Annotated in this window: 18 protein-coding genes and 1 tRNA gene; 11 read left to right on the forward strand and 8 right to left on the reverse strand. The window is 55.8% G+C overall.

What is annotated here, in order from left to right; genetic code table 11:
* The first annotated feature begins 41 nt into the window (after positions 1–41).
* The 3 genes from NF683_RS05685 to NF683_RS05695 all read left to right on the forward strand — a co-directional run bounded on the left by NF683_RS05685 (position 42) and on the right by NF683_RS05695 (position 2,051).
* Positions 42–959 (forward strand): LysR family transcriptional regulator, encoded by a 918-nt coding sequence (locus tag NF683_RS05685; RefSeq protein WP_089040387.1) that lies wholly within the window; start codon positions 42–44, stop codon positions 957–959.
* Positions 949–1,128 carry a hypothetical protein gene (locus tag NF683_RS05690; protein ID WP_089040386.1) on the forward strand — a complete coding sequence of 60 codons (180 nt, stop codon included), beginning with the start codon at positions 949–951 and terminating at the stop codon, positions 1,126–1,128. Before NF683_RS05685 ends, NF683_RS05690 begins: the two co-directional genes overlap by 11 nt.
* 74 nt (positions 1,129–1,202) lie before the next feature.
* The gene (locus NF683_RS05695) at positions 1,203–2,051 is read left to right on the forward strand and encodes a sulfurtransferase (protein ID WP_089040385.1); all 849 of its coding nucleotides are present in this window, start codon (positions 1,203–1,205) and stop codon (positions 2,049–2,051) included.
* Between the two features lie 35 nt (positions 2,052–2,086).
* On the opposite strand, the gene NF683_RS05700 is transcribed toward NF683_RS05695, so the two are convergent.
* Complete coding sequence (locus tag NF683_RS05700; RefSeq protein ID WP_253921516.1) at positions 2,087–3,730, reverse strand: methyl-accepting chemotaxis protein; 1,644 nt, start codon at positions 3,728–3,730, stop codon at positions 2,087–2,089.
* A 411-nt stretch (positions 3,731–4,141) separates the two neighbouring features.
* Positions 4,142–4,218: transfer RNA gene (locus tag NF683_RS05705), tRNA-Arg, on the reverse strand.
* Between the two features lie 143 nt (positions 4,219–4,361).
* On the opposite strand from NF683_RS05705, the gene NF683_RS05710 reads away from it, so the two are divergent.
* Genes NF683_RS05710 through NF683_RS05720 form a run of 3 tightly spaced genes read left to right on the forward strand, consistent with a single transcriptional unit; the run spans position 4,362 to position 7,143 of the window.
* On the forward strand, positions 4,362–5,360 hold the full coding sequence (locus NF683_RS05710) for a TRAP transporter substrate-binding protein (protein ID WP_253921517.1): 999 nt from the start codon (positions 4,362–4,364) through the stop codon (positions 5,358–5,360).
* A complete protein-coding gene (locus NF683_RS05715) occupies positions 5,360–5,884 on the forward strand; it encodes a TRAP transporter small permease (protein WP_089040378.1) in 525 nt (174 codons plus the stop codon). Before NF683_RS05710 ends, NF683_RS05715 begins: the two co-directional genes overlap by 1 nt.
* The gene (locus NF683_RS05720) at positions 5,881–7,143 is read left to right on the forward strand and encodes a TRAP transporter large permease (protein ID WP_253921518.1); all 1,263 of its coding nucleotides are present in this window, start codon (positions 5,881–5,883) and stop codon (positions 7,141–7,143) included. Before NF683_RS05715 ends, NF683_RS05720 begins: the two co-directional genes overlap by 4 nt.
* A gap of 99 nt (positions 7,144–7,242) precedes the next feature.
* On the opposite strand, the gene NF683_RS05725 is transcribed toward NF683_RS05720, so the two are convergent.
* The 3 genes from NF683_RS05725 to NF683_RS05735 form a co-directional block, all read right to left on the reverse strand.
* Positions 7,243–8,295 (reverse strand): GlxA family transcriptional regulator, encoded by a 1,053-nt coding sequence (locus NF683_RS05725; RefSeq protein WP_253921519.1) that lies wholly within the window; start codon positions 8,293–8,295, stop codon positions 7,243–7,245.
* Positions 8,296–8,700: 405 nt separating this feature from the next.
* Positions 8,701–10,494: a methyl-accepting chemotaxis protein gene (locus tag NF683_RS05730; RefSeq protein WP_253921520.1), complete on the reverse strand. Its 1,794-nt coding sequence runs from the start codon at positions 10,492–10,494 to the stop codon at positions 8,701–8,703.
* A 359-nt stretch (positions 10,495–10,853) separates the two neighbouring features.
* Positions 10,854–11,909, reverse strand: coding sequence for a substrate-binding domain-containing protein (locus tag NF683_RS05735; protein ID WP_206048339.1), 1,056 nt, complete (start codon positions 11,907–11,909; stop codon positions 10,854–10,856).
* Between the two features lie 129 nt (positions 11,910–12,038).
* Here NF683_RS05735 and NF683_RS05740 point away from each other — a divergent pair, with 129 nt between their 5' ends.
* Genes NF683_RS05740 through NF683_RS05760 form a run of 5 tightly spaced genes read left to right on the forward strand, consistent with a single transcriptional unit; the run spans position 12,039 to position 18,049 of the window.
* Positions 12,039–12,533 carry a formate dehydrogenase subunit gamma gene (locus tag NF683_RS05740; RefSeq protein ID WP_253921521.1) on the forward strand — a complete coding sequence of 165 codons (495 nt, stop codon included), beginning with the start codon at positions 12,039–12,041 and terminating at the stop codon, positions 12,531–12,533.
* The gene (locus NF683_RS05745; protein ID WP_253921522.1) at positions 12,530–14,086 is read left to right on the forward strand and encodes a formate dehydrogenase beta subunit; all 1,557 of its coding nucleotides are present in this window, start codon (positions 12,530–12,532) and stop codon (positions 14,084–14,086) included. The genes NF683_RS05740 and NF683_RS05745 overlap by 4 nt, the downstream gene beginning before the upstream one ends.
* Positions 14,083–16,974, forward strand: coding sequence for a formate dehydrogenase subunit alpha (gene fdhF / locus NF683_RS05750; RefSeq protein WP_253921523.1), 2,892 nt, complete (start codon positions 14,083–14,085; stop codon positions 16,972–16,974). Before NF683_RS05745 ends, fdhF begins: the two co-directional genes overlap by 4 nt.
* Complete coding sequence (fdhD, locus tag NF683_RS05755; protein WP_253921524.1) at positions 16,971–17,798, forward strand: formate dehydrogenase accessory sulfurtransferase FdhD; 828 nt, start codon at positions 16,971–16,973, stop codon at positions 17,796–17,798. Before fdhF ends, fdhD begins: the two co-directional genes overlap by 4 nt.
* Positions 17,799–17,809: 11 nt before the next feature.
* On the forward strand, positions 17,810–18,049 hold the full coding sequence (locus tag NF683_RS05760) for a formate dehydrogenase subunit delta (RefSeq protein WP_193061115.1): 240 nt from the start codon (positions 17,810–17,812) through the stop codon (positions 18,047–18,049).
* Positions 18,050–18,110: 61 nt separating this feature from the next.
* Here the strand turns inward: NF683_RS05760 and ureG are convergent, their stop codons facing one another.
* Genes ureG through ureE form a run of 3 tightly spaced genes read right to left on the reverse strand, consistent with a single transcriptional unit; the run spans position 18,111 to position 20,041 of the window.
* Positions 18,111–18,743, reverse strand: coding sequence for an urease accessory protein UreG (gene ureG, locus NF683_RS05765; protein WP_228632680.1), 633 nt, complete (start codon positions 18,741–18,743; stop codon positions 18,111–18,113).
* A 40-nt stretch (positions 18,744–18,783) separates the two neighbouring features.
* Positions 18,784–19,506, reverse strand: a complete 723-nt coding sequence (locus tag NF683_RS05770) for an urease accessory protein UreF (RefSeq protein ID WP_253921525.1) — start codon at positions 19,504–19,506, stop codon at positions 18,784–18,786.
* A complete protein-coding gene (gene ureE, locus NF683_RS05775; protein WP_253921526.1) occupies positions 19,496–20,041 on the reverse strand; it encodes an urease accessory protein UreE in 546 nt (181 codons plus the stop codon). Before ureE ends, NF683_RS05770 begins: the two co-directional genes overlap by 11 nt.
* Positions 20,042–20,116 lie beyond the last annotated feature (75 nt).

The following is a 20,116-nucleotide window of genomic DNA, read 5'->3' on the forward strand; positions in this document are numbered from 1 at the left end:
TTGTCTAATATAATTATACGAACGAGACTTTTACTTTATTTATGCAGCCTTCTATACGTCAGTTAAAAGCTTTTGTAGCAATCGCCGAGTTCGGCAGCTTCATTGAGGCTTCTGAGCGCCTCTACATGTCACAGCCAGCGTTAAGTATTGCCATTCGCAAATTAGAAGAGTGTGTCGGTGGCGTGCTGTTCAACCGCTCTCCTCGCGGCGTGCAGCTCACCCCGGAAGGAAAATTTTTTCTGCCCACTGCTAGACGGCTGATTAGCGATTGGGATGAAGCTCTGGGCGACCTTGGAGAGCTGTTCAACAAACAGAGAGGCAAAATAACGTTGGCAGCGTTGCCAACATTAGCGGCGGGATTTTTACCGACCGTGCTCGCCGACTACCGCCAACGCTTTCCCAATATTGCCATTAGTGTTCACGATGTGTTGGCCTCCCAGGTGGATGACTTGGTGAGTGACCAGCGGGCAGATATTGGGCTATCGGTACAGCCGCTACTCGCAGAAGCGACCCATTTTGAATCACTCGTAGAAGATTATTTTGTAGCGGTATGCCCGGTTGGGCACCCCTTGTTGGCATTGGAAACCGTTCCTTGGGAGACGCTACTGCACTACCCCATTATTGGGTTGAGCCGTCTTTCGAGTACACGCGCTGCGATTGAGAACGTGTTGAGCGAATTGAGTTTGGAAATGGATTTGATGTGTGAAGTGAGCCAAATAGGTACAGCTGGCCGAATGGTCGCCGCAGGCCTTGGGGTTGCTGCACTTCCTTCGCTCAGTTTCCGTCAGATTTCTGCAGAAGGTATAGAGTGGCGTCCTTTAACTGATCCTTATGTGCCCCGTTCGCTGGGAATCATTACGCCATCCCGAGGTTCACCCTCTGCTGCGGCAACCAGCATGTTGGAAACTATACGGGCACACGCCGGACAATTAGGGGTCATTTCCACCCATGAACACTAAAAAGCTGTCCAACATCGCCAGGACTTACCCCATCGGTTTCAGTATGCTGCTGGATACCCTGGGCTGCCTGTTTGAAGGGCTATATATTTACGATAAGTGGGACTGGCAAGCCAAGTCACCTAGTAGGCGCGGAGTTTTCAAGCGCTCAACGGCAGATAGCGGCGTTTGAGATAGAGATGCTATAACACATTTCTGCTTATCGCCCGAATAGCACAAACTGCCAGTCCCTGATCGGAGAACATCATGTCATCCCCCCTTGTGACGACCCAATGGCTGCAAGACAACCTAGCTAACGAACGGTTAGTGCTGATCGATGCGAGCATGGCGACGGTGATTGGTAAAGAGCCTATCGTCTATGATCGCCCGGTGTGGATACCGGGTAGCCGCCAGATCGATCTTGAAAGTGTGCTTTGTGACACCGGCTCTTCTCAGACTCACGCCTTTCCAACAGAGGAGCAAGTCACTGAGGAAGCTCAAAAGCTGGGCATTACGACCGAAAGCCTCGTCGTACTGTACGATAACCAAGGCATCTATTCAGCGCCTCGGGCTTGGTGGATTTTCCGGTCAATGGGCGTTAAACACGTTTTTGTTCTGGATGGAGGATTGCCACAGTGGCTAGCCGAACAGCGGGACGTTGTTTCTACCATCGCGGAAACGACAACCAAGCCAGGCAATTTCGTCGCCAACCTCAATCACAGCCGAGTGCGAAACTCAGCGTACGTTTTGCAATATCTGGACGATAGCCAAGTAACCGTTGTTGATGCCCGATCACGTTCACGCTTTCTGGCACAGGTACCTGAACCCCGCCCTGGGGTGCGCAGTGGCCATATCCCCAATTCTCATAATCTTCCGTTTCCAGAGGTGCTAGAGGGAAATTGTTTTAAATCTGTTAGCGAGCTGAAGGCAATCTTTATAACGCTTGCTCCGCCTCTCCAATCCAACAGTGAACCCCAACTGGTGTTTTCCTGTGGCTCGGGCATTACCGCCTGCATCATTCTGCTGGCCGCCGAACTGGCGGGATACCATCGGCTATCGCTGTACGACGGTTCTTGGGCAGACTGGGGGAGCGATGAGTCACTCCCAGTGGCTTAGGCTTTGTATGAATGGCTCTGGTCAAGACTGTTTCTTCAGCACGTTGTAACTTCAGGTTGCGCTGCGGCGTGAGCTAAGAGATCGGCTTGGGGAGGCGAAGAAGACGCGGCCACCGACTTTTCACCGCTAAGTTTGAACGTATCTACTAAACGAGTGAGTCGGTTGGCTTCCTCCTGAAGCGACGCCGCCGATCTACTGGTTTGCGATACCATCGTGACATTCTGCTGAGTGGCAGTATCCATTTGCGTCAACGCTACACCCACTTGCTGGATGCCTGACTCCTGCTCGCTCACGGCGAGCGAAATCTCATTCATCAGCCCCGACACTTGGCGTATAGCCTCCACCGTATTCTGTATTCCCTCACTGCTTCGCACCGATTGCTCGGCTACGCTAGCGATGCGCTCACTAATATCCGTAATCATTTCACGAATTTTATTGGATGAATCCGCGCTGCGACTGGCGAGCTTGCGCACTTCGCTAGCCACTACCGCAAAGCCGCGGCCATGGTCACCTGCACGCGCCGCCTCGACCGAGGCGTTAAGCGCCAGAATATTGGTCTGGAAGGCAATCGAGTCGATGACTTCAACAATCTCACCCACCTGGCGCGAACTGGTCTCGAGCTCGCGCATCAACTCAACCGAGTGCTGAACCTCTTTAACGCCCTTCTCGGCTTTTTCAGCGGCCTGACTGGAAAGCTTATCGGCATTGCTGGCCGACTCACTGTTCTGGCGCACGATGGATGACATCTCTTCCATGCTGGACGCCGTTTCTTGCAGAGCGGAAGCCTGCTCCTCGGTGCGCGAAGCAAGATCCTCGCTACCTGAAGCAATTTCACCAGACGCCATATTGACATTGTGGGCCCCATCGCGAACCGCCTGAAAGCTGGCATCCATACGCGCGATAAAACCATCAAACTCGCGGGCCAGTTCGCCAATCTCATCACGTCGCTTGCTATCAATGCGTGCGGTAAGGTCACCCTCGCCTTGGGTAATATCGCGAATGCGCCTGCTGACTTGACGAATGGCCCGGGACATCAGGTTCGGCCCCATCAAAGCGATCACCAGCGTGGCCAATAACACGAATGCCGTGAAGCCCATCACCCAGCGCTGCTGCACGGCGACTGCCGCCAGTGTTTCTTGCTCCAGAGCCAAGCCACGCGCGTCGGCGCTTTCTCCGGCAACGTTGTAAAGCTCACGTAAGTCATTAAAGGCCGCTAACGAACCTCTCTCCAACTGCTCTTCAGCGGCACCAAGCTCACCTTCCGCATGCAGGTCGAAGACGGCCTGGGACGCCGCCTCCCATGCCATATAGCGATCCTCGAACGATTCAAGGCCCTCGCTCACCTGCGGATATGCATCCAGCAGTGTGAGGAAGTTATGCATTCGATCATAGGCTTGCTCAGCATTTTCACGGTAATCATCGTATTGAGCGCTCGCCCCATCACTGCCCGGCGCCTCACGCAACACTTCAAGTTCAGCCACCCGGGCCTGATACAGGTCACGGTCCGCATTGAGCACCGCTGATACCGCCGGATTAAAGGAGCCACTAAACGCTGTCATGCGTTCGCGCATCGACTGAACAAGCAGGCTATCGACCACCACAACGCCTAGCAGCGACAAGGCCACCAGGATAAACGCCAAGGTATATTTCACATTGATCTTGTGGAGTTTTTCCAGCATTGAGTCACCTGGTAGTTATCTAATTTATTGTAGTGATGGCTAACTTTGGCAGGACGCAGTTTAATCCTATTCATTATTATCGGCTGCGATGGAACGGGCTTTAATATAGTGGCGAACGCGATATTGCATATAAAAAGAGCGGGTAGCTTCTTCAACGTTCGCGCGCAAGAGTAAACATTTTGACCACAAAGGCTTCAGCAGCACAGCGATCTCGTTGGTTCAACAACAGTGGAATAGGTGGGAATATACTGAATAACTTGTGCCACAACTTGCGTCAGGTTACAGCTAGAGGTCATCAGATAAATATTAGGGTTACGCACATGTGCTGGCAGATTTGGCACATGGACGACATAGATTTGACACAGCCAAAACAAAAGGGCCTACGCGTTAACGTAAGCCCTAGATATGTTTTGGCGCGCCCGGCAGGAATCGAACCTGCGACCTTCGGCTTCGGAGGCCGACACTCTATCCAACTGAGCTACGGGCGCTTTGGGTGCGTATCGTACCCGTGTGGGCGCGCTGTGTCCAGCTAGTCAGCGGTTTTACAGGCGCTTTGATTGACCGTTTTCCGCAGTGTGGTGCATGCTTTGGGAGCACTTCCTATCTTTAGTGAAACTGGGAACACAACATAATGAAAACTTTTGCACGTAACACGCTGGCACTGGGCATTTCACTGGCGCTGGTAAGCGCCGCGAATGCCGCTGATTTTGCTGATATGGACCCCGTTACCCTGCGTTTGGCCCACGTGGTCAACGAGCAGGATGGTTTCCATATCGCCGCGACCAAGTTTGAAGAACTGGTGGAAGAACGCACCGGTGGCAAGGTCAACATCGAGATCTATCCTAATGCTTCCCTAGGCGACGAGCGCACGCTACTGGAAGGCATGCAGATCGGCACGGTGGATATGGGGCTAATTACCAACGGCCCGGTGGCCAACTTTGTCGAAGAGATGGCGGTGTTTGAACTGCCGTTCCTATTTCCCTCACCGGAAGCCGCTTATGGGGTGCTCGATGGCCCGATCGGCCAGGAGTTGCTGGATAAGCTGTCTGACGTGAATCTGAAAGGCTTGGCCTACGCAGAGCGTGGCTTCCGCAACCTGACCAACAGCGAACGCGCTGTGAATTCGCCGGAAGATCTGGATGGGCTACGCATTCGTGTGATGGAAAACCCGGTGTACACCGACACCTTCCGCGAGCTGGGCGCCAACGCTATTCCCATGGCATGGACAGAAGCGCTGACCGCCATGCAGCAGGGCACCATCGACGGCCAGGAAAATCCGGTGAACGTTATCCATTCGTTCAAGCTGGATGAAACCCAGAACTACATGACCCTTTCCCGCCATACGTATGCCCCGGCCATTTTTGTAATGGGCATGCCCGTTTGGAACCAACTGCCAGAACAGGCACAAACCGTACTGAAAGAAGCCGCCCAAGAAGCCGCCGAGCATGAGCGCCAAGTGAACGCAGATATGGAAGCCGACCAACTGGCGGCGCTGCGCGAAGCCGGTATGGAAATCAACGAAACGCCGGATATGGCAGCCTTCCAAGCTGCCGTGGCGCCTGTATATGAGAAGTACGGCGAGCAGTTTGGTGACTACCTGCCACGCATTCGGGAGGCGCTGAATCAGTGATGGCCTTTGCACAGCCTCTTTTGACGCTGCTGCAACGTAGTGAGCGCGGGCTGGATGCCATCATCCAGCCCGTGGTCTTTGCGGGCATGGCAGCATTAATTGGCGTGATTACTCTGCAGATTGTGTCGCGGGTGCTGTTCAGCGCCGTTGGCTGGACGGAAGAGGTCGCGCGCTTTCTGCTGGTGTGGATTACGTTTTTAGCCAGCACCTTAGCCTTCCAACGCGGGCGACATATCGCCGTGACCTTTGCCGTGGATGCGCTTCCCCTGCCCTTGCGCAAGCTGGCGCGCTTGGCTGCACTGGCGGTGGTGCTGGCGTTTATGATCGCGCTCATCGTGATCGGCTATCGCTATATGCAGGTGCAAAGCTTTCAGAAATCCGCCTCACTGCGGCTTTCGATGACCTACATCTATGCAGTCATCCCACTCTCTGCCGCCATCATGGCGTGGTACGCCCTGGTGGATATGATCGACGTACTGGTGAACGGTGAGCCGACGGTCGCCGCTCCGGAGGAGCCACTATGACGCTGGTACTGTTCGGGCTGTTCTTTCTGTTTATGCTGCTGGGCGTACCGATTGCCTTTGCGATTGGGGCAAGCACGCTTTATGCGCTGTACCAGTCGGGTGTGCCACTGATGGTGGTCACCCAACAAATGTTCCAGGGCATTAACTCGTTTGCCCTGGTCGCGATCCCGATGTTTATTCTGGCCGGGGATTTGATGGCCCAGGGTAAGGTCAGCGAGCGGCTGGTGAGCTTTGCCGATTCGTTAGTCGGCTTTATGCGCGGCGGGCTTTCGGTGGTGTCGGTAATGGCAGGCATGTTCTTCGCGGCAATCTCCGGCTCTGGTGCGGCCACCACCGCGGCGGTGGGTTCAAGCCTGGTGCCAGAACTCAAGCGCAAAGGTTACGACCCTGCCTCAGCGGCCAGCTTAATTGCTGCTAGCGGCACGATTGGCGTTGTGATTCCCCCTTCGGTGCCGATGATTATCTACGCGGTGATTGCTCAGCAGTCGGTATCCAAGCTGTTTTTGAACGGCTTTTTGCCGGGCCTGGCAATGGGGCTGGGGCTGATGGCCATCGCCATCACTCAAGCCTATAAGCGTCAGTACCCCAAAGGCACACCGCTGTCGCTGCCTACCATTTGGCGCACGCTGAAAGCGGCTAGCTGGGGGCTGATGACGCCGATAATTATTTTGGGCGGTATCTTTTCGGGTATTTTCACACCTTCGGAAGCGGCCGTGGTCGCAGTCAACTATGCGCTGCTGGTATCACTGTTTGTGTATCGGGATTTAACCCTGCCCCAGGTGTATAAGCTGCTGATTCGCTCGGCGATGACCACCGCAGTGATTATGCTGGTGATTGCAATGTCGGCAGTACTCAGCTGGACGCTTTCAAGCTGGCAGGTACCCGGTGCGATTGCCCAGGCAGTGCTGTCGCTTTCCACCAACCCCTACGTGATTATGCTGCTGGTCGTGGGCGTGATTCTGCTCACGGGGGTGTTTATCGAGACCGCTAGCGCTTTGATTATTCTTACCCCGGTGCTGCTGCCGCTGGTACTGCAATTGGGTATCGACCCGATCCACTTTGGTTTGATTATTGTGGTGGGGCTATCGATTGGCATGATTACCCCGCCAGTGGCAATCAACCTTTATGTGGCTTCGTCAGTGACTCAATTACCGCTGGAGCGCATCACTCGGGCAATTATCCCGTATCTGTTAGGGTTGATTGGCGTGCTGCTATTGGTGGTTTATGTACCGATCCTATTGGGCTGGTCTGGTGATTAAATCAGCGTTTGCACTGTTTAAAGAGAGCCTTTTTGGCTCTCTTTTTAAAGTAACGCTTATCTAGTCTCAGTGCACTCATCGTGAATTCATACAAGAAGTTCACATTGAATGCTCGCCAGCTTGGCACGACCTTCTAAACTGTCCTGGTGTTACTTCAAAGAGCTGGAAAAAACAGTTGCGAAAATGAGAGATGCTCACAAAACCAGTAGCAACTGCCACTTCAGCAACGGGCTTGTTAGTTTGCTGAAGAAGCTGACGCGCACGCGTTAGTCGAAGTTCCATATAGTATCGAGAAGGGCTAGCATTAACGTAATTACCAAACATACGTTCTAGCTGGCGTCTCGAAATATTGACCCAGTTAGCTATTTCGGAGATGGATAAAGGCTCTTCAATATTATTTTTCATCAATTGCAGCGATATTTTCAATTTTTCTGGCAGAGTGAGGTTTTGATCGACACCTATCGTTGAAATATCTGGAGAATCTAAGCCCTTATCACAGCGAAGCATCTCTTCAACTGCACTGACCACCTCATTGCCACAGTCAGTTCTTACTACTTCAAGCATCATGCTCAATGAGCTACTCGCCCCTGCACAGCTGATACGATTACGATCCACAATAAAGCTACGGCTAGATACCGATACATCCCAAAACTGCTCTGCCATCATCGCGCGGCCATCAGGATGATAAGCGCACTGGTAGCCGCTCAATAATCCCGCTTCTGCAAGGAAGTAAGCGCCGTTCCATAACCCTCCTAACATTCTGTCTTTGTTGTCAGCATGTCTCAGTTTGCTGCGCAAGAGGAGAGTTGTTTTAGGAAGTACACGCAGGCCACCACATACAATCAATACATCAATTTTGAGGCTTGTAGCATCGAACTTGTCTAACGAATAATCCGCAGCCACCTCAATACCTAAATCAGAAACAACTGCCGATGCCTCGCTACCCACCACCAATACTTCATACATCGTAGTAGACTTCATTAAATTCGTGGTAACGAGTGCATCCACAGCGCCAGTGAAAGCCATCATTGAAAAATTCTCTAGCAGTATAAAAGCTACTCTTTTCTTTATTTTAGTATTTTCTAAATAGCCGACTGAAGAAATATAAGGCATGTTTTTATTTTTCAATATACTTGAGAATTTATCCTTCATGATGAACCTCAATTTTTTGAGCCATTATTATTTTATGCAAAAACCGCACCGTGGAAAAATAAATCAAAAAAATCAGCATGATTCCCCCAATGCCACAAGGCTTCAAGCTCAACTATGTAAAACCTGCCCAGCCTTGGGTCAAGTTGAACAATCTACACAAACTTAATCGCTTTACTTCGTCAGATAACAACCATATCCCCATCGCCACGTTATTTTTAAAAGCTTATCAAATGTCGCTATTTACGTTGAAACCTTGGCAGACGCAGCTCGCTGAGCTGAATTGCATTGAAACAAACGGACATGAAAAAGGGGCTTGCCATGTGGCAGCCCCTTTTCTACTTCACCTGTTTGCCGCTGGCTTTTTAACAACGTGTGTTTTCAGCCAGCAGGCGCATAGCGTTAGGCTTAAAACTCTTCCCAGTCGTCTTCGCCAGCGTTAACGGGTGCTGGCTTAGAGGAGAGCGTCGGGCGCTTGAGCGCCTGTTGCGCACTTGGTGTGCTGGAAGGCAGAGACTGGCGCGATTGGTTTAACGCTGGCCGTGTCGATGAGGCTTGTGGCTCATCGTCGCCAAGCACAAAGGTGTTGATCAGCTCATTAAGGTGCTCGGCATGACGGCGCATGTTGCTAGCAGCTGTGGTGGATTCTTGCACCATGGCAGCATTTTGCTGGGTCATGGTATCCATTTCCGCGACGGCGGTGTTGATCTGGCCAATACCGCTACTTTGCTCCTTGGCACCCGCCGTAATCTCACCGATCACATCGGTTACCTTCGAGACACTTTCAACAATGTCATGCATTGTCGCGCCCGCCTTACGTACCAGCTCGGCACCGGTGTGGGTGTGCTTAACAGAGCTATCAATCAGCGTACGAATCTCTTTTGAGGCATTGCTAGAGCGGCTAGCCAGTGTGCGTACCTCTTGCGCGACGACCGCAAAGCCACGGCCATGTTCACCCGCTCGCGCGGCTTCCACCGAGGCGTTAAGCGCCAGAATGTTGGTTTGGAAAGCGATGGCGTCAATCATGGTGATGATTTCGCTGATACGCGTCGCTGAGTCGTTGATATCGTGCATCGTCCGCTCGACCTGTCCCATGGCTTCTTCACCATGTTGGGCTACTTCAGCAGTGGACTGCACCAGCTGATTGGCCTGCTGGGCATTATCTGCACTGTGATTCACGGTCGAGGTAATTTCTTCCATGGATGCCGACGTTTCCTGCAGGTTGGCTGCAGCCTGCTCGGTACGGGTGGCCAGTTCCTCAGAGCTATGGGAAATTTCCCCCGCCGAATGATAAACACTCATGGTACTACGGCGCACATCACGCAGGGTTTCCTGCATGCGCTCGACAAAGGCATTGAACTGAACCGCTAGGTTACCCACCTCGTCATTGCTTTCTACCGCTAGGCGGCGGGTAAGGTCGCCACGACCTTGGGCGATATCGTGCATAGCGCTGGCGGTGCGTTTAATCGGCCCGACGGTACGACGCACAAAGCCAAATGCTAGCAGCGCCACTGCTAGAAATAAGGCAGCACCCAACAAAATAGCGAACAGGATAGACTGGCGTAGATCCGCGTTAGCGGTCGCCGCCAGTTCTGCAACAACCGCATCAACATCGGTGACGTAAACCCCGGCACCGATCATCCAGCCCCATTTTTCCAGGCTATCGACGTAGGAGTGTTTCGGCTCAATTTCACGGGTGCTTGGGTATTCCCATAAGTAGCTATGAAAACCACCACCGTTCTTGGCAACCTGAAGAATATCGCGAATAAGGTAATTTCCGTCTGGGGTTCGTACGTCCATCATGTTGGTACCTTCACGCTCTGGCGCAGGAGCCGTCACAATGTTGTTACCATCGAAGTCGTAGATAAAAACGTAGTTATTACCTTCAAAGCGCATGGCGCGCACGATCTCGGCTACCTGCTGTTTGGCTTCCTCATCATTAGCACCTGCTTGCTCATAAATAGGAGAAATAGCAGACGTCGCCATTTGCACAATATCGCGCACTGCATTGCGGCGCTCTTCAATCAGCACCTCACGCTGATTCGCCAGCGTCTCATGGGTGTTTTGAATACGTCCGTAGGCGTCAAACGCGACTAACCCTGCGGTTACTATGAAAAGCGGCAGTAGGACAAGCATCAGTACCTTAGCCTGTAAGCTAAGATTCCGTTTTGGCGAGGTCGAAGCAGGAGGAGGAGTAGCCATAAAGTGTTTCTCAGTAGGTCAACGGAAGAATTTTTAATAGTTTTATGCGTTTTTTATCGACCTAACCTGTGTCAACTTTAACCACTTCGCGTATTTTTTGTTTATGAACAGCAAATTAACGCTCAAAATTGCGCTTTCATAACCTGCGTTAAGGTTATCTTCGGCCTACCCGTCCACTGTAGGGGTGTGGTGGCCAAGGATGGCCCGTTTTAGCAAGCCGCTAGCCACCTATTGTTGACTGCGCTGCCCCCTATTGGGGCAGCGCAGTTTTTTATGGTGGGCGCGATTGTCACCATCAGCCGCTGCCAGCCCCCGCCTCTAAACACTAGGTGATAAACGTGGAACCGCCTTCCCCAACGTCATAAGAAATCAGGAATTTCAATAACACTACCGCATTGATGGGGGCTATAGCCCGGTAAACGATTCACCGCTTCTTGAAAGGAAGCACTACGTAACACCCGCAAGAAGTCATCGAACTTTGGCTCCTTTAAGGAGTGATAGTGACAGGCCAATACGTAGTCCTCAGTGGCTAACGGCACAAAATCAAGCCCAAACCGTTGCGCGGCAGCCGCTACACCAAAGCCGGTATCTGCCATTCCCGCAGCGACATAGGCCGCCACCGCTGAGTGGGTATACTCCTCAATCTCGTAACCATCTACGTTGGCTGCTGAAATACCAGCTTCGGCCAGTAGGTTGTCTAACAGCTCCCGGGTACCCGACGATGCCTGACGGTTTATAAACCGTACCGGCCTGTTGGCCAGAGCGGCAACACCATCAATTCCCAGCGGGTTACCCGGCGCCACCATTAACCCCTGTTGGCGTGCGATAAACCCCATTAGTCGATGATTGCGGGGCTTGAGCAGACGACGGTATTTGCGTCGCGCCTTCTCCCCCACGCTACCCCGAGGCAGATGGCAGCCCGCCAGATCACAGCTATTGCGGTTAAGCGCGGCTAGCGCTTCCGAAGGGCTGCAGTACTGCAAATCAAGCTGGAGCTCCCCCAGATGCTGTGGCAATAGCTCTATCGCAAAACCGTGGCTGGCATGCAGGCGCAGAACGGGTTGAATACCCTCCTGATGCTGTTGAATAGCAAGATTAAGCTCAGATCCCAGGCTATCAAGCTGTGGGCTTAACCGAGCAGTGGCGCGCTGCTCGGCCCATAGCAACTTTTCACCCAGCGGCGATAACCGCGCCCCGCGTCCACGCTCAAGTTCAACAAGCGAGACACCAAAAAAGTCACCGCCCTGGCGCAGTAAATTCCACGCGTGACGATAAGAGATCCCCGCTTCCGCGGCGGCGTGAGTCAATTTGCCATGACGGTGCACTGCTCCCAGCAGACGTAAAAGGTTGGTATCGAGCCGCTGTCCGTCGTCATCGCTAAAGCACCAGGTGGGCGTTACCTTGATTCTTTTCATAGGCACTACTTTTCATATTTTTAAGTCGATAGCTTGATGCTAGCTTTGTCTTAACCGTGATGCACGCCTTTTCAAATATGAAAAGTAGTGCAAATTTAAAACATAATAAGCAGTCGCGAGGCAGGCACCATGAACCATTCCCAGGAGTGGGCGCCACAGGCTATTCAGGCCGAAGTCGACGCCCTGAAGCACAAGCCCGGCGCCCTACTGCCGATCCTCCATGCCCTCCAAGATCGTTTCGGTTTTATCCCCGAGGCAGCAGTCCCCATCATCGCTGAAGCGCTCAATCAAACCCGCGCCGAAGTACACGGTGTCATCAGCTTCTATCACCATTTTCGCACCACGCCACCAGGCCGCCACGTGGTTCAGATTTGCCGTGCAGAGGCCTGCCAAGCGGTAGGCGCACGCCAGCTCGAAGCTCATGCTAAGACACGCCTAGGGGTCGATTACCATCAGACGACCGGCGACCGTGAGATCACCCTTGAAGCGGTGTACTGCCTGGGCAACTGCGCCTGCGGCCCGTCCATCCGTGTGGACGACAGCGTACGCGGGCGGGTATCCCCAGAGGTCTTTGATGCACTGTTGGATGAGCTGCAAACTCGGCCGCTGGAGATAATGGCATGAGCATCCGCATATTCGTTCCTCGCGATACCACCGCACTGTCCCTGGGCGCTGATGCCGTCGCCAACCGATTGGAAAAAGAGCTAGCCGCCCGAGGCCAGTCGATTTCCCTGGTGCGTAACGGCTCCCGCGGGCTTGCCTGGCTTGAGCCACTGGTGGAAGTTGAGACGCCTATTGGGCGGTTCGCCTATGGTCCCGTCACCGTCAACGACGTCTCGGCGCTGCTCGACAGCGGCCTGTTAGAGGGTAACGTCAGCCACCCCCTGGCGTTGGGGCCCACGGAGGAGATCGACTACCTCGCCCGTCAACAGCGCCTGACCTTCGCGCGTATCGGCATTACTGACCCGCTGTCGATTGAGGATTATCGCGCCCACAGCGGCTTCTGCGGCCTGGAAGCAGCGCTGCAGCGCGAGCCCCAGGACATCGTCGAGGAAGTCAAAGCCTCCGGCCTGCGCGGGCGCGGCGGGGCCGCCTTCCCGACCGGTATCAAGTGGCAGACCGTGCTCGACACCCCCGCCGATCAGAAATATATCGTCTGCAATGCCGATGAAGGCGACTCCGGTACCTTCGCCGACCGGCTGGTAATGGAGTGCGACCCTTACATGCTGATCGAGGGCATGGCGATTGCCGGGCTCGCGGTGGAGGCGACCCAGGGCTATATCTACCTGCGTTCTGAATATCCGCTCGCCAAGGAGATTCTTGACGAGGCGATTGCCCGCGCCGAACAAGCCGGTTATCTCGGTGATAACCTGCTGGGCAGCGGCCGCGACTTTCACCTGGAAGTACGCCTGGGCGCTGGCGCGTATATCTGCGGCGAAGAGACCTCTCTGCTCGAAAGCCTAGAGGGCAAGCGCGGCCTGGTGCGCTTTAAGCCACCACTGCCCGCCATTGAAGGGCTATTTGGCCGCCCCACCGTGGTCAACAACGTGCTCTCGCTGGCTGCCGTACCCTTCATTCTTGCCGAAGGCGCCGAGGCCTACGCCACCCATGGCATGGGGCGCTCACGAGGCACGCTGGCACTGCAACTGGCGGGCAACGTTAAGCACGGCGGGTTGGTAGAGCTGGCGTTTGGTACCACCCTGCGCACCCTGATGGAGACGTTCGGTGGTGGCACGCTAAGCGGCAAACCACTACGCGCCGTGCAGGTGGGCGGCCCGCTAGGTGCCTATCTGCCGGAATCTCAGTGGGACTTGCCGCTGGACTACGAAGCCTTTGCTGCTGACAGCGCCGTACTGGGCCACGGTGGCGTAGTGATGTTTGACGAAAGCGTCGACATGGCTGAACAGGCGCGCTTCTCGATGGAATTCTGCAAGGTGGAGTCCTGCGGCAAGTGCACACCTTGTCGTATTGGCTCGACCCGTGGCGTGGAGGTAATTGACCGCATCCGCGCCAACCAAAACCGCGAGGCCAACCTCGCCCTGCTCCATGACCTCTGCGAAACGATGGTGGATGGCTCGCTCTGTGCCATGGGTGGTATGACGCCCTTTCCAGTGCAAAGCGCCCTCGCGCATTTTCCTGATGATTTTCAGCGGACGGCGAACGGAGATAACTCATGATCAACCATTTCGACCCCCGTCAGCACTCTAGCAACGTCGAGTACAACAAAGACCTCGGTACGCCTTTCCCTGCCTTGGCTGCTGACACGGCCACGGTGAGCCTCAATATCGACGGCGTGACCATCAGCGTGCCGGAGGGCACCTCGGTACTCCGCGCCGCCGCGTTGGCGGATATTAATATCCCCAAGCTCTGCGCTACTGACAGCCTGGAGCCTTTCGGCTCCTGCCGGTTGTGCGCAGTACAAGTAGAGGGACGACGAGGCATGCCCGCGGCCTGCACCACACCGGTGGCTGAAGGTATGAAGGTGACCACCCAGAACGAACGTCTGGCCAAGCTGCGGCGTAATGTGATGGAGCTATACATCTCGGACCACCCGCTGGACTGCCTGACCTGTCCCGCCAACGGCGACTGCGAACTGCAGGATATGGCCGGTAGTGTGGGGCTGCGCGAAGTGCGCTACGGGTTCGAAGGCGAGAACCATCTTGAAGCCGTCAAAGACGAAACCAACCCCTACTTCAGTTTCGATCCTAGCAAATGCATCGTCTGCTCACGCTGTGTGCGCGCCTGCGAAGAGGTCCAGGGCACCTTTGCCCTGACCATCGATGGCCGCGGATTTGAATCCAAGGTGTCAGCAGGGCAGGCCGACTCGTTCATGGATTCAGACTGTGTTTCCTGCGGTGCCTGCGTTCAGGCCTGCCCAACAGCCACGCTGATGGAAAAGAGCGTCATCGACCACGGCGTTCCCGAGCACAGCGTCGTGACCACTTGTGCTTACTGCGGTGTGGGCTGCTCGTTCGAAGCGCAAATGAAGGGTGACCAACTGGTACGCATGGTGCCCTACAAGGGCGGCGACGCTAACCATGGTCACTCTTGTGTCAAGGGCCGCTTCGCCTTTGGCTACGCCACCCACCCGGATCGCCTGACCACACCGATGATCCGCGACAGCATCGACCAGCCCTGGCGCGAGGCTAGCTGGGAAGAGGCGATCAGCTTTGCTGCCAGCCGTTTGAAAGCAATTCAGGCTGAACATGGCCGCGAGAGCATCGGCGGCATCACTTCATCGCGCTGTACCAACGAAGAGACCTATCTGGTGCAGAAGCTGATTCGCGCGGCGTTCGGCAACAACAACACCGACACCTGCGCGCGGGTCTGCCACTCGCCCACTGGCTACGGCTTGAAGACCACGCTGGGCGAATCCGCCGGCACCCAGACCTTTGACTCGGTAATGCAGGCCGATGCGATTATCGTGATTGGCGCCAACCCCACCGACGCCCACCCGGTGTTTGGTTCGCTGATGCGCAAACGCTTGCGCCAGGGGGCGAAGCTGATCGTCGCCGACCCTCGCCGCATCGACCTTCTAAAGACCCCGCACATGAGCGAGGCCCAACATCTGCCGCTGCGCCCGGGCACCAATGTGGCGCTGATCAACGCGCTGGGGCACGTGGTAGTGACCGAAGGGCTGGAGGACTCGGCATTCGTGGCAAAGCGCTGCGATACCGAGGCCTATCACAGCTGGCGCACCTTTATCAGTGAGCCACGCCACTCCCCGGAGGCCACCGAAGCGATCACCGGCGTGCCCGCCGAGACCGTACGCCAAGCGGCGCGCACCTATGCTAAAGCAGCTAATGGCGCAATCTACTACGGCTTGGGGGTGACCGAGCACAGCCAAGGCTCCACCATGGTGATGGGCATTGCCAACCTGGCCATGGCCACCGGCAACATTGGCCGCGAGGGCGTGGGCGTGAATCCGCTGCGCGGCCAAAACAATGTGCAGGGTTCATGTGACATGGGCTCCTTCCCCCACGAGCTGCCGGGCTACCAGCACGTGGCCGACCCCATCGCCCGCGGCCGCTTTGAGTCCGTGTGGGGCGTAAAGCTCGACGACGAGCCGGGGCTACGCATTCCTAATATGTTCGATGCCGCCATCGAAGGCACCTTTAAAGCGCTTTACGTGCAGGGCGAGGACATCGCCCAATCCGACCCCAACACCCAGCATGTTGAGGCGGCACTACGCTCGCTGGACTGCCTAATCGTGCAAGATATTTTCCTCAACGAAACGGCCAAGTTCGCCCACGTACTACTGCCCGGTTCAAGCTTTCTGGAAAAAAACGGCACCTTCACCAACGCCGAGCGGCGCATCAACCGGGTACGCAAAGTGATGCCTGCGCTGGCTGGCAAGGAAGACTGGGAAATCACTCAGGACCTGGCCAATGCGCTGGGCTACCCGATGCACTACACCCATCCATCCGAGATCATGGACGAGATCGCCCAGTTGACGCCAAGCTTTGCGGGCGTCAGCTACGCCAAGCTGGAGGAGCGCGGCAGTCTGCAGTGGCCCTGCAACGCCGAGTACCCGCTGGGCATGCCGACCATGCACGAGGTTGACTTCCCCATTGGCCTGGGGCGCTTTGCGATTACCGAGTACGTAGCCACTGAAGAGCGCGCTAACCGCCGCTTCCCACTACTGCTCACCACCGGGCGGATTCTCAGCCAGTACAATGTAGGCGCCCAGACCCGGCGTACCGACAATCAGCGTTGGCACGATGAAGACGTGTTGGAGCTGCATCCATCTGATGCGGAACTGCGCGGTGTGCGTGACGGCGACTGGCTGGGTATTACCAGCCGCTCGGGGCAGACGGTGCTACGCGCACGGCTCAGCGAACGCATGCAGCCGGGGGTGGTGTATACCACCTTCCACCATCCTGGCAGCGGCGCCAACGTCATCACGACGGATAACTCGGACTGGGCCACCAACTGTCCGGAATATAAGGTCACAGCGGTGCAGGTGGAAAAAGTCAGCCAACCCTCCGCTTGGCAGCAGCGCTTTAACACTTTCGACCTGATCCAGCGTGACCACCTAGCCAACGCTCATCAGGAGGCGCCATGAGCACCCACCATTCACGCAGCGCGGTAGCGAGCCAGCCGGTGGAGGTGCGTCGGGGCGCTAACGGCTGGTACACCGATACCCAGGAGGATCTACTGGCCTTAGAAAGGCCAGTAGCACTGGTCTACAACGGCATCTCCCATGCGGTGATGATGGCAAGCCCCGCCGACCTTGAGGATTTTGCCCTCGGCTTTAGCCTTTCCGAAGGTATCCTGGCCAATATCACCGAGTGCTATGACCTCGATATCCACGAAGCGCCTCAGGGCCTCACCGTTCACCTCACCATTGCCAGCCAACGGATGGCTGATCTCAAGCAGCGGCGGCGCAGCCTCACAGGGCGTACCGGCTGCGGTCTGTGCGGCACCGAAGCCTTGGAACAGGCTATTCGTCCGATCCCCTCGGTCGTGGCACCGTCGCTTAGCGATGCTGCCATTCAGCGCTCCCTGCAGGAGCTGGCCACCCAGCAGCCACTGCAAGCAGCCACTGGCGCTAGCCACGGTGCCGCTTGGTGCGATACTCAGGGTCGCATCCTACGGCTACGCGAGGATGTCGGCCGCCACAACGCGTTGGACAAACTGATCGGCGCGCTCGCCCGCGAGGCAGCCCCTCTAGAAGAAGGGTTCGCGCTAGTCACCAGCCGCGCCAGCTACGAGATGGTTCATAAGTGCGCTAGCACGGGTATCGGCGCACTGGTGGCGGTTTCGGCGGCCACCGCGCTGGCCGTGGAACAGGCCCAAGCGTCAGGCCTACTACTGGCAGGCTTTGCGCGACCTGGTCGCCACTTGATCTACCACCGCCCCATTACAACGGCGATTGCCCACGGCTGAGGAGACACTCAATGTCGACGCATAACGATAAAAACCTGATTCACATGATTAATCAAATCGCCGTGAACTTGCGCAGCGGCCACGACGAAGAAACGGCGGCAACAGCCATCTGTCGACACCTGGAAACCTTCTGGGCAAGACCAATGAAACAGCGCCTAGTGGCCTCACTGGAACGTGAGGATGATGAACTGTCACCGTTGGCACGGCGCGCTGCGTTGTTGTTGGCTGAGCGACAAACCCGCTCAACATAGTGGCTTGCCGCTTGGCAAGCCACTGCTGCGAGCGTTTTTTATTACCGACACTTGCTACCGACTATACCGCTGCCGCCTGGGGCCGACGCTCATCCAGCATGCCTTTGTCGAGAATAAAGCGGATGATCTCTTCAAGCCCAACGCCATCGTAGAGATTGGTAAACACAAAGGGGCGTTCGCCGCGCATTTTCTTCGAATCCCGCTCCATCACCTCAAGCGATGCATGAACCTGCTCGGCAATATCGATTTTGTTGATAATCAGCAGGTCTGACTTGGTAATGCCTGGCCCGCCTTTACGGGGGATCTTATCGCCTGCGGAAACGTCAATCACGTAAAGCGTAAGATCAGAAAGCTCGGGGCTAAACGTTGCGGAGAGGTTGTCGCCGCCAGACTCCACCAGCACCAGCTCTAGTTTTGGATGGCGAGCGTGTAGCTCATCGATGGCCGCCAGGTTCATCGAAGCATCTTCGCGGATGGCGGTATGCGGACAGCCGCCGGTTTCTACGCCAAGGATACGGTCGGCAGGTAGCGCATCGTGTTTGAGCAAAAAGTCCGCATCTTCGCGAGTGTAAATGTCGTTAGTCACGACGGCGATATCGTAGTAATCCCGTAGCGCCGAACAAAGCTGCTTAAGCAGTGCCGTTTTGCCGGAGCCCACCGGGCCACCCACACCTACACGTAAACAGTGCGTCATTGTTATCTCCTACTCATAAGCGTTTGAAATAGCTAAGCGTTTAACTTCTAAACAAGCGTGAATATTGTGTTTCGTGCAGAGCGCTGGCCAGCGCCACGCCGGGCAGTATCGGGCCAAGATCATCATCTTCCAGCAACAGTGCTTGGTCGACGGCCTCCACCAATTCCCCGCGCAGCTGTTCAATCACCCGCTGGGCGGCGGTATGGCCCAGGGGAAGTGCTTTGCAGGCCACTGCCAGTTGGTTTTCTAGCCACGCCCAGCCAAACCCTAATAGCGCTTGGCGCGGGGGCACACGGCGCATAAAAGCGGCGTAGCTAAATAGCGTCACATAGCCTGCATGGGCAGGTAGTAAAGGCGGCAGACAGCCTTCACTTCGCTCATCTTGGCAGGGTAATAAGTCCAGGCTGCCCAGCAGACGTTTGAGTGAAGCGCCTAAGCGGCTATCCTCAGCGGCCAACTCAGCGGTTTCGCGGGTGGCCGCCAACCACTCGTCCCACTGAGCGATTGCATCGCTGTCATGCTGCTCAAGGGCGGTGTAAAAGCGCGCGATCAGCGGCAGTTCACAGCGGGTTAGGCCATCTTCCAGTACGCCAGAAAGCCACTCAGAAAGGCTTTGTTCATCACTTACCCAGCCCAGTTCAAAGGCACTTTCCAGCCCTTGGGAAAACGCAAAGGCACCGATGGGTAGCGCGGGGCTAACCAGTTGCATTAGCCCTAGCAGGGCTAAGTCATGGCTTTCTAGCGCGGCACGTTCAGTGGGCATGGTGGTGCTCATGCGCATGCGCATGGTCGTGGTCGTGGTCGTGGTCGTGGTCGTGGGAATGAGCATGCCCGTGGCTATGCGAATGCCCACCGCCCACTTGGTTGTACGCGCCGGGTTCGGGGTCGAAAGTAGCGTTGTGGTGCTCGAGCGTCGCGCCCAAAAGCTCGGCCAGCTCTTCGAGCACGTGGTCGGGGGGGAAGCGCACCCAGCCGCCCTGCTCATCTTCACCCAGCGCGAGCTGCACATGGCGGTTGCCTAAGTGGTAGGCAAGCTTCGCCAGCGGTAAGCCAGTGCTCACCCGCGCGGTGACGACCGGTTCGATAGCGGCACACACGCGGACAACCTCGCCACTCTCGGCCTTCAAGCCCTCACCATCGCGCAGCACCGGGCCACGGTCTAGAAACAGGCCCAGCTCGCGGCCGCTATCGCTCTCGGCTTTTAGGCGCCCGCGAATGCGCAGCTCAAAGGGCAGCGTTAACGTGTCGCTGGCGGCGCTTTCGTCTATCGGCCCTAAACGTTCTATCAGTTTCAACATGACTACCGTCCTTTCGCTATCTATGCGGCTGTGCCGGGGGTAGGCCTACGAGAGGGCGCTGTGAATACATCCCTG

Source organism: Halomonas sp. MS1, assembly GCF_024182575.1.
GTDB lineage: Bacteria > Pseudomonadota > Gammaproteobacteria > Pseudomonadales > Halomonadaceae > Vreelandella.